Annotated in this window: 12 protein-coding genes; 8 read left to right on the forward strand and 4 right to left on the reverse strand. The window is 70.3% G+C overall.

The genetic code is table 11. The features are described 5' to 3' along the window. Nucleotides 1-204: 204 nt before the first annotated feature. From ASE68_RS17460 to ASE68_RS17470, 3 genes are read left to right on the forward strand one after another with little or no spacing between them, the layout of a single operon-like run. Nucleotides 205-885, forward strand: coding sequence for a TetR/AcrR family transcriptional regulator (locus tag ASE68_RS17460; RefSeq protein ID WP_162238296.1), 681 nt, complete (start codon nucleotides 205-207; stop codon nucleotides 883-885). A gap of 13 nt (nucleotides 886-898) precedes the next feature. Beyond that, a complete protein-coding gene (locus tag ASE68_RS17465) occupies nucleotides 899-2,635 on the forward strand; it encodes an ABC transporter ATP-binding protein (RefSeq protein ID WP_055862660.1) in 1,737 nt (578 codons plus the stop codon). Beyond that, on the forward strand, nucleotides 2,632-4,707 hold the full coding sequence (locus ASE68_RS17470; protein WP_082462472.1) for an ABC transporter ATP-binding protein: 2,076 nt from the start codon (nucleotides 2,632-2,634) through the stop codon (nucleotides 4,705-4,707). Before ASE68_RS17465 ends, ASE68_RS17470 begins: the two co-directional genes overlap by 4 nt. 118 nt (nucleotides 4,708-4,825) lie before the next feature. Here ASE68_RS17470 and ASE68_RS17475 read toward each other — a convergent pair whose 3' ends face one another. Continuing rightward, nucleotides 4,826-8,260 (reverse strand): efflux RND transporter permease subunit, encoded by a 3,435-nt coding sequence (locus ASE68_RS17475; protein WP_082462473.1) that lies wholly within the window; start codon nucleotides 8,258-8,260, stop codon nucleotides 4,826-4,828. Nucleotides 8,261-8,403: 143 nt separating this feature from the next. Here ASE68_RS17475 and ASE68_RS17480 point away from each other — a divergent pair, with 143 nt between their 5' ends. From ASE68_RS17480 to ASE68_RS20800, 3 genes are all read left to right on the forward strand, one after another. Then, nucleotides 8,404-9,492, forward strand: coding sequence for a hypothetical protein (locus ASE68_RS17480; protein ID WP_055862662.1), 1,089 nt, complete (start codon nucleotides 8,404-8,406; stop codon nucleotides 9,490-9,492). Nucleotides 9,493-9,616: 124 nt separating this feature from the next. Continuing rightward, the coding region (locus ASE68_RS20795; RefSeq protein WP_235481140.1) for a chaplin family protein at nucleotides 9,617-10,063 on the forward strand (447 nt) is incomplete at its 3' end. A gap of 298 nt (nucleotides 10,064-10,361) precedes the next feature. Then, the gene (locus ASE68_RS20800) at nucleotides 10,362-11,252 is read left to right on the forward strand and encodes a hypothetical protein (protein WP_055862667.1); all 891 of its coding nucleotides are present in this window, start codon (nucleotides 10,362-10,364) and stop codon (nucleotides 11,250-11,252) included. A 58-nt stretch (nucleotides 11,253-11,310) separates the two neighbouring features. On the opposite strand, the gene ASE68_RS17500 is transcribed toward ASE68_RS20800, so the two are convergent. Continuing rightward, a complete protein-coding gene (locus ASE68_RS17500; protein WP_055862669.1) occupies nucleotides 11,311-12,762 on the reverse strand; it encodes a PLP-dependent aminotransferase family protein in 1,452 nt (483 codons plus the stop codon). Between the two features lie 61 nt (nucleotides 12,763-12,823). Here ASE68_RS17500 and ASE68_RS17505 point away from each other — a divergent pair, with 61 nt between their 5' ends. After that, entirely contained in the window at nucleotides 12,824-13,540 is a 717-nt protein-coding gene (locus ASE68_RS17505) for a YitT family protein (RefSeq protein ID WP_082462474.1), read from the forward strand. Between the two features lie 99 nt (nucleotides 13,541-13,639). On the opposite strand, the gene ASE68_RS17510 is transcribed toward ASE68_RS17505, so the two are convergent. Both ASE68_RS17510 and ASE68_RS17515 read right to left on the reverse strand, forming a co-directional pair. Continuing rightward, complete coding sequence (locus ASE68_RS17510; protein WP_055862671.1) at nucleotides 13,640-14,308, reverse strand: PadR family transcriptional regulator; 669 nt, start codon at nucleotides 14,306-14,308, stop codon at nucleotides 13,640-13,642. Beyond that, the gene (locus ASE68_RS17515) at nucleotides 14,305-15,237 is read right to left on the reverse strand and encodes a DUF4097 family beta strand repeat-containing protein (protein WP_162238297.1); all 933 of its coding nucleotides are present in this window, start codon (nucleotides 15,235-15,237) and stop codon (nucleotides 14,305-14,307) included. The genes ASE68_RS17510 and ASE68_RS17515 overlap by 4 nt, the downstream gene beginning before the upstream one ends. Before the next feature lie 212 nt (nucleotides 15,238-15,449). Between ASE68_RS17515 and ASE68_RS17520 the strand changes: the two genes are divergently transcribed. After that, a complete protein-coding gene (locus ASE68_RS17520) occupies nucleotides 15,450-16,208 on the forward strand; it encodes a MerR family transcriptional regulator (protein ID WP_055862673.1) in 759 nt (252 codons plus the stop codon). Nucleotides 16,209-16,218: the final 10 nt, after the last annotated feature.

The following is a 16,218-nucleotide window of genomic DNA, read 5'->3' on the forward strand; positions in this document are numbered from 1 at the left end:
ACCGCCGCGGCGACATATGAAAACCTACAATCCCCCACCCCACACACACAAATCCAACCCACACCCCGGGCGTGTCGCACCACCCGCAAACACCCGCACATCCGCGGTCAACGGCGTCGATGCGCAGCGGCATCCGGCCTCGAAAGCGCATCTCACCGGCATCCGCTCTTCTGAGTGAGCGCTCATTCAGTTATGATCTCGGTCATGGCAGAACGAGCACGACGGGCGAAGCCCATGGGCCGCGATGAGCGACGGGCGTCGATCATGGACGCCGCGGTGCCGCTCCTCGTGCAGTACGGGCGCGACGTCACGAGCAAGCAGCTCGCGGAGGCGGCCGGCGTGGCCGAAGGAACGCTGTACTCGGTGTTCCAGGACAAGGACGAGTTGATCCACGACTCGATCCATCGGCACATCGAGGCCACGTCGATGGTCGACGCGATCCGCGGGATCCCCGAGTCGACCGAGCTCGACGACGTGATCCGGGCGATCGTCGAGCTGACCCAGCACCGCACCGAGCAGATCTTCGCGCTCGTCGCGATCCTCGGCTTCCACGAGCGCACCCCCGAGAACGTCAAGCGTCGTCCGCCCGACAACGAGCCCGTCATCCAGGCGATCGCCGACACGCTGCTGCCGCACCGCGACCGACTCTCGGTGACACCTCGCCGCGCGGCCCAGTTCATCAGGTACGCCACGTTCTCCATGACCCACCCGCTCATCACGAACGGCGACATCGTGCCCGCCGACGAGATCAGCGCACTCCTGCTGCACGGCTTCTCGGCACGGGCGGATGCCGGCGACTCGCCCGCATCCACCGACGAGCACCGGGCCCCGACATCCGTCATCGCCACCTTCACCGCACCGCCGACCGCACCCACTCACGCGTAGAAAGCCGCATCGCATGCTTCTCACCCTGTTGAAGCGCTACGTCAAGCCGTACTCATGGCTCGTCGTCGGCGTGATCATCTTCCAACTCGCGCAGTCGATGGCCTCGCTCTACCTGCCGACGCTGAACGCGGACATCATCGACAACGGCGTCGCCACGGGCGACACCGCGTACATCCTCACGACCGGCGGATGGATGCTGCTGATCACCCTCGCCCAGGTCGCGTGCTCGATCACGGCCGTGTACTTCGGCGCGAGGCTCGCCATGGCCGTCGGCCGCGACCTGCGGCGCGGGGTCTTCCGCAAGGTCGGCGCGTTCTCGGAGCGCGAGGTCTCGAAGTTCGGCGCTCCGTCGCTCATCACGCGCACGACGAACGACGTGCAGCAGGTACAGATGCTCGTGCTCATGACGTCGACCATGCTCGTATCCGCCCCGATCCTCGCGATCGGCGGCGTGATCCTGGCGATGCAGCAGGACCTCGAGCTCTCCTGGCTCATCGCGGTCAGCGTGCCGGTGCTGCTCATCGCCGTCGGCCTCATCGTGAGCCGCATGGTGCCGCTGTTCCGCGTCATGCAGAAGAAGATCGACCGGGTGAACCTCGTGCTGCGCGAGCAGCTCACCGGCATCCGTGTCATCCGCGCGTTCGTGCGCGAGCCGCAGGAGCGCGGCCGCTTCGAGGTCGCGAACGCGGAGATCACGGATGTCGCGACGCGGGCCGGCCGGCTCATGGCCCTCATGTTCCCGGTGGTCATGGCCGTGCTCAATGTCTCGAGCGTCGCCGTGCTGTGGTTCGGCGCGTTCCGCATCGAGGACGGCAGCATGCAGGTCGGAACCCTCATGGCGTTCCTGCAGTACCTGATGCAGATCCTCATGGCGGTCATGATGGCGACGTTCATGGCGGTGATGATCCCCCGAGCGTCGGTGAGCGCCGACCGTATCGGCGAGGTGCTCGACACCGAGTCCAGCGTCGTGCCGCCGCTGCAGCCGGTGACCGACGTCGCGATGCACGGGGCGATCGAGTTCGACGACGTGAGCTTCGCCTATCCGGGCGCCGAGGCGCCGGTGCTGCGAAACCTGACCTTCCTCACCGAGCCGGGCACGACGACGGCCGTCATCGGCAGCACGGGCGCGGGCAAGACGACGCTCGTCAACCTGCTGCCGCGCCTCTTCGACGCGACCGACGGCAGCGTGCGCATCGACGGCGTCGACGTGCGCGACCTCGAGCCCGACGCGCTCTGGGAGCGCATCGGCCTCGTGCCGCAGAAACCCTACCTGTTCTCGGGCACGGTGGCCTCCAACCTCCGCTACGGAAAGCCGGATGCCACCGAGGACGAGCTCTGGCACGCGCTCGAGGTCGCACAGGCTCGGTCCTTCGTGGCCGCGATGCCCGGAGGGCTCGAGGCCCCGATCGCCCAGGGCGGCACGAACGTCTCGGGCGGGCAGCGCCAGCGGCTCGCGATCGCGAGGGCGCTCGTGAAACGGCCGGAGATCTACGTGTTCGACGATTCGTTCTCGGCGCTCGACGTCGCGACCGACGGCCGCCTGCGTCGGGCGCTGCGTGCCGACATCGGCGCCGCCTCGATGTTCGTCGTCGCCCAGCGCGTGTCGAGCATCGTCGACGCCGACCAGATCCTCGTGCTCGAGCACGGCGAGATCGTCGCCCGCGGAACGCACGAGCAACTCCTCGAGCAGTCGCCCACCTACGAGGAGATCGTCTCCAGCCAGCTCAGCGCCGAGGAGGCCGCAGCATGACCACCGAACAGCGAAACGACGCCCAGCCGGACACCGGCTCGATCAGCGCGGCGACGCAGGCGGAGATCGCCTCCGAGGCGGAAGCCGCTCCCGCCCCGCCTGCCGCACCGCCGCGCCGCGGAGGCGGCCCGTTCGGCGGTGGCGCCCAGGCGCCCGTGCAGAAGGCCATGAACTTCGGCCCCTCGGCCAAGCGCCTCATCGGACGCCTCCGCCCCGAGGCCTGGCCGGTCATCACGGTCACCGTGCTGGCGATGATCGGCGTGGTGTTCAGCGTGCTCGGTCCGAAGCTGCTCGGCGAGGGCACCAACATCATCTTCGAGGGCGTCGTCTCGTCGGCGCTCGGCCAGCAGATGCCCGAGGGGACGACCCAGGCCGAGGCGGTCGAGATGCTGCGGGCCGCCGGCCAGGACGACATCGCGAACATGGTCTCGGCGATGAACGACTTCAGCGTCGGTTCCGGCATCGACTTCCAGGCGCTCGGCATGGTGCTCATGGGCGTGCTCGCGCTCTACCTGCTCGCCTCGCTCTTCATGTGGCTGCAGGGATGGGTGCTGAACGGGGCGATCCAGCGCACGGTCTACCGACTCCGCGAAGACGTCGAGGAGAAGATCAACCGCCTGCCGCTGAAGTACTTCGACGGCCTGCAACGCGGCGAGGTGCTGTCGCGAGTCACGAACGACATGGACAACGTCTCGCAGAGCCTGCAGCAGACGATGAGCCAGATGCTCACCTCCCTGCTGACGGTGGTCGGCGTGCTCGTGATGATGTTCACCATCTCGCCGCTGCTCGCCCTCGTCGCCCTCGTCACCATTCCGCTGTCGGCGGTGATCACCGTCGTGATCGCGAAGCGTTCGCAGAAGATGTTCGCCGCCCAGTGGAAGCACACCGGCGCGCTGAACGCCCGCATCGAGGAGACGTTCACCGGCCACGCGCTCGTCAAGGTGTTCGGCCGCCAGAAGGAGGTCGACGAGGCGTTCGACGCCAAGAACGACGAGCTCTACACCGCCAGCTTCGGCGCTCAGTTCGTCTCGGGCATCATCATGCCCGCGATGATGTTCGTCGGGAACCTCGTCTACGTCGCGATCGCGGTCGTCGGCGGGCTCATGGTCGCCGCGGGCACGATGCGCCTCGGCGACGTGCAGGCGTTCATCCAGTACTCGCGGCAGTTCACGCAGCCCCTCAGCCAGCTCGGCTCGATGGCCAACCTGCTGCAGTCCGGTGTCGCGAGCGCCGAGCGCATCTTCGAGCTGCTCGACGCCGACGAGCAGGAACCAGACCCCGCGACGGCGGTCTCACCGGCATCCGTCGCCGATGGGGGCGAAGCCGGCGCCCGTCTCGCGTTCGAGGACGTGTCGTTCAGCTACTCGCCCGACAAGCCGCTCATCGAGCACATGAACCTCGTGGCCGAGCCGGGTTCGACGGTCGCGATCGTCGGGCCGACCGGCGCAGGCAAGACGACGCTCGTGAACCTCATCATGCGGTTCTACGACGTCGACTCCGGCCGCATCACCTACAACGGCGTCGACATCAACGAGATGACGCGCGACGACCTGCGCTCGCGCACCGGCATGGTGCTGCAGGACACCTGGCTGTTCGGCGGCACGATCCGCGAGAACATCGCCTACGGACGGCCGGGTGCCACGGAGGAGGAGATCCTCGCCGCGGCGGTCGCCGCATACGTCGACCGGTTCGTGCACGCGCTGCCCGACGGCTACGACACCGTGCTCGACGACGAGGCCGGCAACCTGTCGGCGGGCGAGAAGCAGCTCATCACGATCGCTCGGGCGTTCCTCGCGCGGCCGAGCGTGCTGATCCTCGACGAGGCGACGAGCTCGGTCGACACGCGCACCGAGGTGCTCGTGCAGAAGGCGATGGCCGCCCTGCGGGCCGACCGCACGAGCTTCGTGATCGCGCACCGGCTGTCGACGATCCGCGACGCCGACGTGATCCTCGTCATGGAGAACGGCTCGATCGTCGAGCAGGGCTCGCACACGCAGCTGCTCGCCGCGAAGGGCGCCTACTACCGCCTCTACAACGCGCAGTTCGAGGCGCCGGTCGACGAACAGGTCTGATCGAGGCACGCGAAGGGGCTGTGCGCGAGTGATCGCGCACAGCCCCTTCTACGTTGCCGGATGTCGGGTCCGGGCCTGCGGCTCCCGTCGGGCGCGCCGCCGGGCCGGAGCCGTCGGCTCAGCCCTTCGTGGTGTCGGTGTCCGGGTCGGACCCGGTGCCGGTGTCAGGGCCGGTGACGGGCTCCGTGCCGGTGCTGCTGCCGCTGGTGGTGCCGGCCTCGGAAGCCGACGCCGTCGCGGTGCCGGCCTCGGCCCGGGGGCCGCCGCTCGGCTCGAGCACCGGAGTCGGCGCCTCGGCGGCCGAGTCGCCGCCGTTCGCGCGGTCGGCGCGCTTGGCCGCACGACGCTCGCGGCCACCCTCGACGAGGTTGTAGAGCACCGGCAGCACCACGAGGGTCAGCACGGTCGACGAGAGCAGGCCGCCGATGACGACGATCGCGAGCGGCTGAGAGATGAAGCCGCCGTGGCCGGTGACACCGAGCGCCATGGGCACGAGGGCGAAGATCGTCGCGAGCGCCGTCATGAGGATGGGCCGCAGACGACGCGATGCACCGTGCACGAGGGCGTCGCGCACCTTCATGCCGCGCTCTCGATACTGGTTGACGAGGTCGACGAGCACGATCGCGTTCGTCACCACGATGCCGACCAGCATCAGCACGCCGATGAGCGAGGGCACGCCGAGCGGGACGCCCGTGATGACCTGCAGCGCGATCGCACCGGTGGCCGCGAACGGCACCGAGACGAGCAGCAGCAGCGGCTGCAGGAGCGATCGGAACGTCGCGACCATCACGATGTAGACGATGAGGATCGCGGCGAGCAGGGCCAGGCCGAGCTGCGAGAACGACTCCGCCTGGTCAGCGGAGACGCCGCCGATCTCGGCCGACGTGCCGGCCGGCAGGTCGACCTCGGCGAGCGCGACCTGCACGTCGGCGTTGGCGGCCGTGAGGTCGTCGCTCGCCGGCGTCGCGGTCACCGTGGCGCTGCGCAGGCCCTGCACGGTCGTGATCGACGTCGGGCCATCGACGGTCTCGACGCTCGCGAGCGTGTCGAGCCGCACGAGCCCGGCGGCCGTCGGGATCTCGAGCGACTGCAGCTCTTCGATGGTCGTCGGCGGGTTCTCGTCGGCGATGTAGATCGTGAGCGTCTGCTCGTCGATCACGATGGAGCCCTTGGTCTGCGGCGACATCTTGCCCGACACGTAGCCGCCGAGCGCGACCTCGGAGTAGCCGGCCTCGGCCGCGGCGTCGCGATCGACCTCGATCGCGATGAACTCACGCGACTCGCCGAGGTTCGAGCTGACCTGCGTGAGCGAGTCGAAGCCCTCGAACTCGTCGACGACCGCGTCGGTCGCCTTCTGCAGGTCGTCGGCGTTGGAGGCCGTGATGTTCACCGCGATGTCGCTCGAGGCGCCGAACCCGCTCGAGGCGGTCAGCGTGACCTCGCCGACGTCGGAGAGCCCGTCGAGCTCCTTGCGGACCTCGGCCTGCAGCGCCTCTTGATCGGCGTCCTCGTCGGTCGTGATCGAGTAGGTGACGGTGGCGCTGCCGCTGCCGAAGAGCGACGCGAGGCTGCCGCTGCCGGAGCCGATCGACGTCTGCACGGTCTCGACACCCGAGGTTTCGCGGATCGCGTCTTCGACGGGCTGGGACGCCTCGTCCATGGCGTCGAGGCTCGAGCCGACGGGCAGCTCCTGCGTGACCTGGAACGTGTTCTGGCCGGAGGACCCGAGGAAGTTCGTCTTCATGAGCGGCACCATCGCGATGGTGCCGCCGAGCACGAGCACCGCGATGATGATCGTCACGACGCTGTGCTTCAGCGTCCAGGCGATGATCGGCAGGTAGCCGCGCTGCAGGCGCGACGGGTGCTCGAGCTCGTCGGGAGCGTCGGCACCGGACTCGTCGATGAACGCGGCTGCCGCGGCATCCGACCCGGGCTCGTGATCGCCGGAGTGCGCGTGCACCTTCGCCGGCTTCAGGAACCAGTAGGCGAGCACCGGCACGATCGTGAGCGACACGAGGAGCGACGCGAGCAGGGCGATGGTGACCGTCAGCGAGAACGGCCGGAAGAGCTCGCCCGTGACGCCCTCGACGAGGGCGATCGGCAGGAACACCGCGACCGTCGTGATCGTCGACGCGGTGATCGCGCCCGCCACCTCGCGGACGGCGCGCACGATCGTGGACGACTTGTCGACGCCCTCGACCAGGTGCCGCTTGATGTTCTCGATGACGACGATGGAGTCGTCGACCACGCGCCCGATGGCGATGGTGAGCGCGCCGAGGGTCAGGATGTTGAGCGTGTAGCCCGTGGCCTGCAACCCGATGAACGTGATGAGCACCGACGTCGGGATCGAGATCGCCGTGACGAGGGTGGCCCGCACCGACATCAGGAACAGCAGGATGACGATGACGGCGAACGCGAGGCCGAGCAGGCCCTCGGTCGCGAGCGACTCGATCGACTGCTGGATGTAGGGCGCCTGGTCGAAGACCACCGTGAACTCGGCGCCGGGGTTGGTCGAGTCGAGCGAGGCCTGCAGGTCTGGCAGCAGCGCGGAGACCGCGTTCGAGACCTCGACCGTGTTGGCCGCCGGGAGCTTGGTGACCTGGATGGTCAGCGCGGGCTCGCCGTTCACGCGCGAGATGCTCGTGACGGGGTTCTCGGTGACCTCGACGGTGGCGACGTCTTCGATGGTGATCGCGACGGGCACGCTCGCCGCGGCGGGCGCCGTGAGCGCACCGGGAAGGGCGGCACCCGCGGTGGGGTCGCCGGCGGTCGGGTCGCCGGCCGCGGCGTCGGGGGCGGCCTGCTGCTCGGTCGCGCCGAGCACGGGGAGGGCCCCGAGGTCGTCGATGCCCTCGATGCGCGTGCCCGTCTGCACGGAGTACGTCTTGTCGCCCTCGGTGATCGACCCGGCGGGGATGAGCACGCCGTTCTGCGCGAGGGCGTCGCCGATCGCCTGCGAGGTGATGCCGTAGGCGGCGAGCTTCGCGGGGTCGGGCGTGATCGTCACTCGCTGGCCGGTGTCGCCGACGAGCGTCGCGTCGCGCACCCCGTCGACGTCCTTGATCTCGCCGAGCGTGGTGCGCGTGATCTCGTCGGAGAGCGTGGTCGGGTCGTCGGCGCCGGTGACCGCGATCTGCAGCACCGGGAAGTCGTCGAGGCTGAGGGCGAACACCTGCGGGTCGACGTCGTCGGGCAGCTGGCTCTGGATGCGGTTGACGGAGGAGGACAGCTTCTGCTCGGCGTACGCGAGGTCGGTGCCGTAGGTGAAGCTCGCGGTCACGCGCGAGATGCCGGTCGAGCTCGTGGTCGACGTGTCTTCGAGGCCGGTGATGCCCTGGATCGCCGTCTCGATCGGCGTCGAGACGTCGGTGTTCACGACGTCGGGCGAGGCGCCGGGGTACGACGTCACGATCAGCAGCTGCGGGAACGAGATCGAGGGTGCGAGCTCCTGCTTGAGCGAGGTCAGCGAGATTCCGCCGAAGATCGCCACGACGACGGTGACGAGCGCGATCAGCGCACGGTTCTTCATGCTGAGTGCAGCGAGCAGTGACATGGGGTCAATCCTCGCAGGCCCGCTGCTCGCATTCGGTCACGGATACCTGTGAAGAACGAGGTTCCCCGTCCGCCGACCGGACGCGCCACTAGCCCTGTTCGAGGGACAGCCGATATGGTGCTGGCAGGGTGGGGGTGATCCGGATGGCTTCGTCGACGAACGCGATGCGCATGTCCGGCATCCGCTACGCCCTCATCGGCGTCGGATTCTCGGCGGCCTGGCTCGCGGTCTCGCTGTTCTCGGGCCCCCAGAGCGCCTCGGCCGACGAGCGCGACGGCACCGGGCTGCTCGGCGCGGTCGGCTCGCTGCTCGGCGGGGTCTCGGCCACCACCGACGCCGTCGGCGACACGCTCGGAGCGGTCGTCGACACCGTCGTCGAGCCCGTGAACACGGTGCTCGAACCGGTCGTCGCCGTCGTTCCGGAGCCCGTCGCCCCGGTCGTCGAACTCGTGCCTCCCGTCGTGAGCGGGGCGACCGACGCGGTCGACACCGTGATCGAGACGACCGACACCACGATCGTCGACGTCGTCGACGAGACCGCGCAGACCGTGACGGATGTCGCGGGCGGCGGCACCGTCGGCGCGATCGTCGATCCGGTGGTCGGCGTGGTCGATCGGGTGGTCGGCGGTCTTCCGATCGTCGGCGGAGTGGTCGGCGGGCTCGTCGGCGATGCCGGCGTGAGCGGCATCGTCACGCCCGTGACCGGCGCCGTCGACGGCGTGCTGGGCGGGCTCATCGGCTCGACCGGGGAGCTTCCGGGCGGCGTGCTGCCCGGACTTCCCGAGGTGCCGCTGCTGCCCGGCGACGGGTCATCGGACGGCGGGTCCGAGGGCGAGGAGCCTGCGCTTCCGCCCACGACATCCACGATGGTCGGCACCCGCGCGCCTGCGCAGCCACCCGAGCGCGCGGCTTCCGACGCTCCGGCGCGCGCCGCGGCATCCGTCGCCCTGCCTGTGGCGACCACCGGCACCGCGCCACCGGGCGCCGCCGATGTCCTGCGGGCCGGCGGCATTCGCGCCGCCTCCCCGCCAGGCGACGCGGGTGGTCCGTCTGGTGCGCCGCTGCCTGCGGGCGGCCCGACCGCGGGTTCCGGTTCGGGCGGGGGCATGCTCGGTTCCGACGCGGTCGCCGCCTCGCAGTTGCTCGGCGCTGCGACGTCGATGACGCTCTCCTCGCTCGACGACGCGCTGCCGTCGTCGCCGGTCTTCGAGACCGACACCACCCCTGACTGACGGGGTCCGCTCCGCCTGCTCGCAGGCGCGCATCCGGCGCGCCACGAACCCCGGCGGACACGGTCATCGCTCCGCGCAGCATGAGCGCCCGGAGCAGCTCACACCCTTCAGTCAGGAGTACGACATGAATCTCAAGCGATTCGCCACGAGGGCGCTGTACGCGACCCTCGTCACCGGGGGGCTCACGCTCCTCGGCGCCGGCGTCGCGCACGCCTCGGAGACGAGCGGCGACGACGGCATCCTCTCGGGCACGCAGGCGATCGTCTCGATCGCGGTGCCGGTCACGGTCTCGGGCAACGGCATCTCGGTGCTCGGCGACTCGTCGTCGACGGGTGCCGCGACCGAGGTCGCACCGGCGGCTCCACCTGCAGAGTCGGCGCCGGAGTCGGCACCCGCCACGAGCGGCGACGACTCGCTGCTCGGCGGCCTGCAGGGCCTCGTCGACGTCGCGATCCCCGTGACCGTTGGCGGCAACGCCATCTCGGTCATCGGCGACAGCCAGTCGACGGATGCCGCGACCGAGGTCGCACCGGCGGCGGCTCCACCTAAAGAACAGGATCGCGAGGAACGGNCGGCCTGCAGGGCCTCGTCGACGTCGCGATCCCCGTGACCGTTGGCGGCAACGCCATCTCGGTCATCGGCGACAGCCAGTCGACGGATGCCGCGACCGAGGTCGCACCGGCGGCGGCTCCACCTGCAGAGTCGGCGCCGGAGTCGGCACACGCCACGAGCGGCGACGACTCGCTGCTCGGCGGCCTGCAGGGCCTCGTCGACGTCGCGATCCCCGTGACCGTTGGCGGCAACGCCATCTCGGTCATCGCGACTCGCTGCTCGGCGGCCTGCAGGGCCTCGTCGACGTCGCGATCCCCGTGACCGTTGGCGGCAACGCCATCTCGGTCATCGGCGACAGCCAGTCGACGGATGCCGCGACCGCTGGATCCGACCAGGCGGCCGGGTCCGAGGGCAGCGCCTCGACCTCCGGTGACGACGGGATCCTCGGCGGCACCCAGGCGATCATCGACACCACGATCCCCGTGACCGTCGGCGGCAACGCCATCTCGGTCATCGGCGACAGCCAGTCGACGGATGCCGCGACCTCGGTCGAGCCGGCCGCCGGAACCGGTTCCGGCGACGGCGCCACCACGAGCGGCGACGACTCGCTGCTCGGCGGCACCCAGGCGGTCATCGACGCCGCGATCCCCGTGACCGTCGGCGGAAACGCGATCTCGGTCATCGGCGACAGCGAGTCGAGCGGCGCCGAGACGGTCGTCGCACCGGGAACCGGGGGCGGTTCCGCCACCACGGACGGATCCGATGGGCTGCTCGGGGGAACGCAGTTCATTCCGGCGCTGTCCCTGCCCATCACGATCGGCGGCAACGCCGTCTCGGTCGTCGGCGACAGCACCACGGAAGGGCCGACGACCGTCGTCGACCCGGTCGACCCGACGGACCCCGTCGACCCGACGGATCCGACGGATCCGACGGACCCGACCGACCCGGTCGATCCGACGGACCCGACCGACCCGGGCACTCCGGGTGACCCCGGTACCCCGGGCACCGATGGAACCGACGGCGCCACCGGAACCGACGGCAGCGGCACGACTGCCGCCAACACCTCGGTGACCGTCGTCGCCGCGAGCGACAGCGACGGCATGCTCGCCTCGACGGGAGCCGGCACGAGCGTGCTCCCGCTCGCGGCGCTGCTGCTCGCGCTCGGGCTCGTGCTCGTCGGAATGCGGCGGTTCGCCCTGCGGCGGTGAGCCGCGGCGGAGCGGCGGTCCGGACCTCGACGGTCCGGCCCGCCGCTTCGGCCTGCCGTCAGACGACGGACGCGAGCAGTTCGGGTTCGGGTTCGCCGAGCGGCGCCCCGGCGAGCGAGCGCCAGGCTCTGGCGAGCGCCTGCACCGCGGCATCCGTCGCCTCGGGCGTCTGGCAGATCGGCAGCCGCAGGAAGCGCTCGAAGGCGCCGTCGATGCCGAACCGAGGGCCGGCGGTGATGATGAGGCCCTCGCGACGCGCGGCGAGCGCGAGCTGCGAACTGACCGGCGCCCCGAGGCCGACCCACGTCACGATGCCGCCGTCGACGTGCGGCACGCTCCATTCGGGCAGCAGTTCGGCGACGCGCCGCTCGAGTCGGTCGCGGCCGGCGCGGAGCTGCTCTCGGCGCAGTTCGAGCACGTCGTCGAAGCGCTCGAGCGCGCGGGCCACGAGCAGCTGCTCGAGGATGGGCGTGCCGAGGTCGCCGGGCGACCGCACGGCGAGGAGCCGGCGGATCAACGGTCGGTCGGCGCGGATCCAGCCCACGCGCAGGCCGCCCCAGACCGTCTTGCCGACGCTGCCGATGAGCACGGCGGGTCCGTCGGCGGCCATGGGCGGGTACTCGCCCACCCGGTCGATGTCGAGGTCGGCGATGGTCTCGTCGGCGATGACGACCGTGCCCTGCCGCGCCGCGGCATCCAGCACCCTCGCCCGGGACTCGCGGCTCATCGTGCGCCCGGTCGGGTTCTGGAAGTCGGGCATGAGGTAGGCGACGACCGGGTTGGAGTGACGGATCGCCTGCACGAGCCCATCGGCCTCCTCGCGGTCGACGTCGACGCCCACGTCGCCGATGCCCCGCGGTACGACGGGCGTGCCGACGAGCCGCGCACCGGCCCCGCGCAGCGCCTCGTAGGCGTGAGGGTAGGTCGGTGCCTCGATCACGGCGCGGTCGCCGCGGGCGATCAGGGCGCGGGAGACCAGGGCGATCGCGTGCTGGGCGCCGATGGTCACCATGACCTGGTCGGGCGAGGTCGGGAGTCCGCGTGCGGTGTAGCGGTCGGCGATGGCCTGCCGCAGCGACGGGATGCCGATCGCGTCGTAGCCGGCATCGCCCAGGTGCGACGGCAGGTCCTCCGCAGCCTGCCTCGCGAGGTCGGGCAGCCAGGGCAGGGCCGACGGCGCCGCCTTCGAGAAGTCGAGGTACTCGGACTCGAGCGGGATCGGCAGCATCGCGGGGGCACCGGGAAGGCGGGCGACGCTGCCGGATCCGCGCACGCTGTGCAGGTGGTCGAGCTCGCGCAGCCGGCGGTAGGCAGCTGCCACCGTGGTGCGGCTGAGGCCCAGCCGGTCGGCGAGGTCGCGCTCGGCGGGCAGCCGGGTCTCGACCGGCACGCGCCCGTCGACGATGAGCAGCCGGATGCGGTCGGCGAGCGCCTCGTAGGCGCTGCCCGCGCCACGCCAGTCTCCGAGCAGGAGTTCGAGTGAGCGCGCGCTGAGCGACCGGTCGACCATCAGGCCACTTTAGGAGGATTGGACGTATACGGGAAGTCCAATCATGGAATTGGATTGAGCCATGCTCCGCCGCTTCTCGTCATTCCGCGATCCCGCGCCGATCCTCGTGCGCCGCTTCGTGCAGCTCTACCTCGGCCTGCTGCTCTACGGCATCGCCATCGCGCTCATCGTGCGCGGCGAGCTCGGCGTCGCCCCGTGGGACGTGCTGACGCAGGGCATCGCGAAGCAGACCGGCCTGAACTTCGGCCTCGTCACGATCATCACGAGCGCCTTCGTGCTGCTGCTCTGGATCCCGATCCGCCAGAAGCCGGGCTTCGGCACGATCATGAACGCGCTCCTCGTCGGGCCCGCGGCGGACCTCGGGCTCTGGCTGGTTCCGAGCGGGCTCGACCTCTGGGTGCGGATCCTCCTGCTGCCGGCCGGCATCCTCGTGCTGGCCATCGCCACGGGCCTGTACATCGGCGCGCACTTCGGCCCAGGGCCGCGCGACGGTCTCATGACGGGCTTGCACCGACGCACCGGATGGCCGATCTGGATCGTGCGCACGAGCATCGAGGTCGTGGTGCTCGCGGCCGGGTGGCTGCTCGGCGGCAACGTGGGCATCGGCACCGTCGCGTTCGCGCTCCTGATCGGGCCGCTCTGCGGCTACACGATCCCCCTGTTCGCGATCAGGCGAGCCCCGGTCGAGCGAGCGGATGCCGGCGCCTCCGGCGAGCACCTCGTGGTCTCGGACGTCGCAGCGGCTCCCGCCGCACCGGCGACCCCGACCGCCCCCTGAACCCGGCGGGTCGACGCGTCGGGACACCCGTCGACCCGCCGACTCCCTCGGACCCGCTGCCGGGCCCGGGATCGGACCGGCTGTCGGGCTCGACCGTCGTCAGCGACCGGAGAGGGTCGCGAGCACGTCGGCCCGCACCTGCGCGAGACGCGCCTTCAGCAGGGTCACCGACTCGGGTCGCACCTGGGCGCGGTGCGTGCGCAGGTCGGTGCGCAGCTGCTGGCGGAACTCCGCGATCGCGAGATCGGCGTCTTGCAGGGCCCGCTCGGCCTCGATGCGATCGGAATCGGCGGATCCCGAACCGCCGGTCGCACCGGCGCCACCCGCGGCACCCCCGGCCGCGCTCGACGTCGCGCCGGCCGTGGTCGTCGTCGCCGCACGCTTGGCCTCGCGAGCCGCGCTCGCGAGTTCGGCGCGCAGCGAGCGCATCGCGTCGTTCACCTCGGCGCGCACGCCGTCGGCGAGGCGACGCACGGAGTCGGTGACCTCGTTCTCGATGTCGTCGAGCTCGTGCCTGCGGGACTCGAGCTCGGCGCGGCCGGCATCGGTGATCTCGTAGACCGTCTTGCGACCGTCGGCCGCCTTGGTGACCAGCCCCTCCTCCTCGAGCTTCGCCAGCCGCGGGTAGATCGTTCCGGCGCTCGGCGTGTAGGTGCCGCCGAACTGGTCGCTCAGCGCCTGGATCAGCTCGTAGCCGTGGCGCGACTGCTCCGCCAGCAGCGCCAGCAGGTAGAGCCGCAGGCTTCCGTGGGCGAAGACGGGGGTCATACGGATGCCTCGGCCTCGGTGTCGGCACGAGCGCCGGCGGAGCCGGCGGCATCCGTCGCCTCAGTGCCGGTCGGAGCCGTGCCGGTCGACCCGGTGCCCGTGAACCCGGTGCTGCCTGCGTCGGTGCGGACCCGCGTCATGACCGAGATGGAGCCCGAGACGCTGTTCGCGGCGAGGTCGAGCCACGTGCCGGCGAGTTCGCCGGTGATGCGCTCGAAGCCCTTGCCGAGCACGCCCTTGATGCGGGTGTCGTCGAGGAGCACCGTGCCGCCGACCGTGTTGATGCGGTAGCGCGCACCGGCGCCCGCGTCGTAGCGCACGGTGAGCGAGCCGGAGACGGTGTTCGTGTCGATCTTGCCGGGGGTGCCCTTGGCGTCGACGATCATGCTGCCCGAGACGGTGTCGGCGTCGAAGCCGTAGATCTCGCCGGAGACGACGACGTCGCCCGACACGGAGTGCGCGTCGATCGCACCGATGTGGTTGCCGACCGAGATCTCGCCCGAGACGCTCGAGACGTCGAGGTCGCCTTCGTGGTTGTCGACCACGACGCTGCCGGAGACCGTGCTGATCTTCGCGTCGGTCGTGAAGCCGGCGACGAGCGCATCGCCCGAGATCATGCCGAGCTTCATGGCGACGTGACGCGGCGCGAGGATCGAGACGTCGGCCTTCGCGTTGCCGGCCCAGCCCTTGAAGACGTCGATGAAGTTGTCCCAGCCGAGCTGGGGGTGGTCGATCTCGAGCACGTCGCCGCTGATCGAGACCTTGAGGTCCTTGCCGGTGACGCCGCTGATCTCGACGCGGGCGCCGGGCTCGTCGTGCGCGATCACGTCGACCTTGCCGCCGATGAGGCCGATCTTGATGCGGCGAACGAGCTCGAGGTCGATCACGCGCGATTCGCCGGGGTTGATGACCCACTGTTCGATGGTCATGAGGTGCTCCTTCTGTTGCGGGCGGATGCCGCGGCATCCGAAGTCTTCATGTCGCGATATATCGCGTCTTCTCCAAACACGATATATCGCGTTGATCCGATTTGCAAGAACCACCGGATACCGCGGGCTTGACCTTGACGTAACGTCAACCTCTAACGTGGCATCCGTTGGGGAGGAAGCCCGACGACCACCGCACGGAGAAGGGAACCATCGTGGACTGGTCGATCCAGGAGATCGCGAAGCTCGCCGGAACCACGAGCCGCACGCTGCGTCACTACGACGACATCGGGCTGCTCGAGCCGGCTCGCATCGGCTCGAACGGATACCGGTACTACGACGCCGAGGCGCTCGTGAGACTGCAGCGCATCATGCTGCTGCGCGACCTCGGCCTCGGACTGCCCGCGGTGGCCGACGTGCTCGAGCGCGAGGACCGCGCGCCACACGCCCTGCGCAGCCACCTCGAGTGGCTGCTCAGGGAGCAGCAGCGGCTGGCACGGCAGATCGTGTCGGTCGAACGAACCATCGATGCATTGGAAGGAGGTGAACGACTCATGGCAGAGCAGATGTTCGACGGGTTCGACCACACCGAGTACAAGGAGGAGGTCGAGCAGCGCTGGGGCACGGACGCGTACGCGAGGAGCGACGCGTGGTGGCGCTCGATGAGCGCCGACGAGAAGCGCGCCTGGCAGGGCCGGCTCTCGGAGCTCAACGCCGACTGGATCGCCGCGCAGGAGCGCGGCATCGACCCGGCCGGCGACGAGGCGCAGGCGCTCGCGCAGCGCCACTTCGAGTGGCTGCGCGGGATTCCGGGAACGCCCGGCGGCGGAGCGGAGGGCCCGAGCAGGGAGTACTTCCTCGGCCTCGCCGAGATGTACGTCGCCGATGAGCGCTTCGGCGCGAACTACGGCGGAGCCGACGGCGCCCGCTTCGTGCGGGACGCGATGACCGCCTACGCGGAGCGCAACCTCTAGCGGTCGATGG

Source organism: Agromyces sp. Leaf222 (assembly GCF_001421565.1).
Taxonomy (GTDB): domain Bacteria; phylum Actinomycetota; class Actinomycetes; order Actinomycetales; family Microbacteriaceae; genus Agromyces.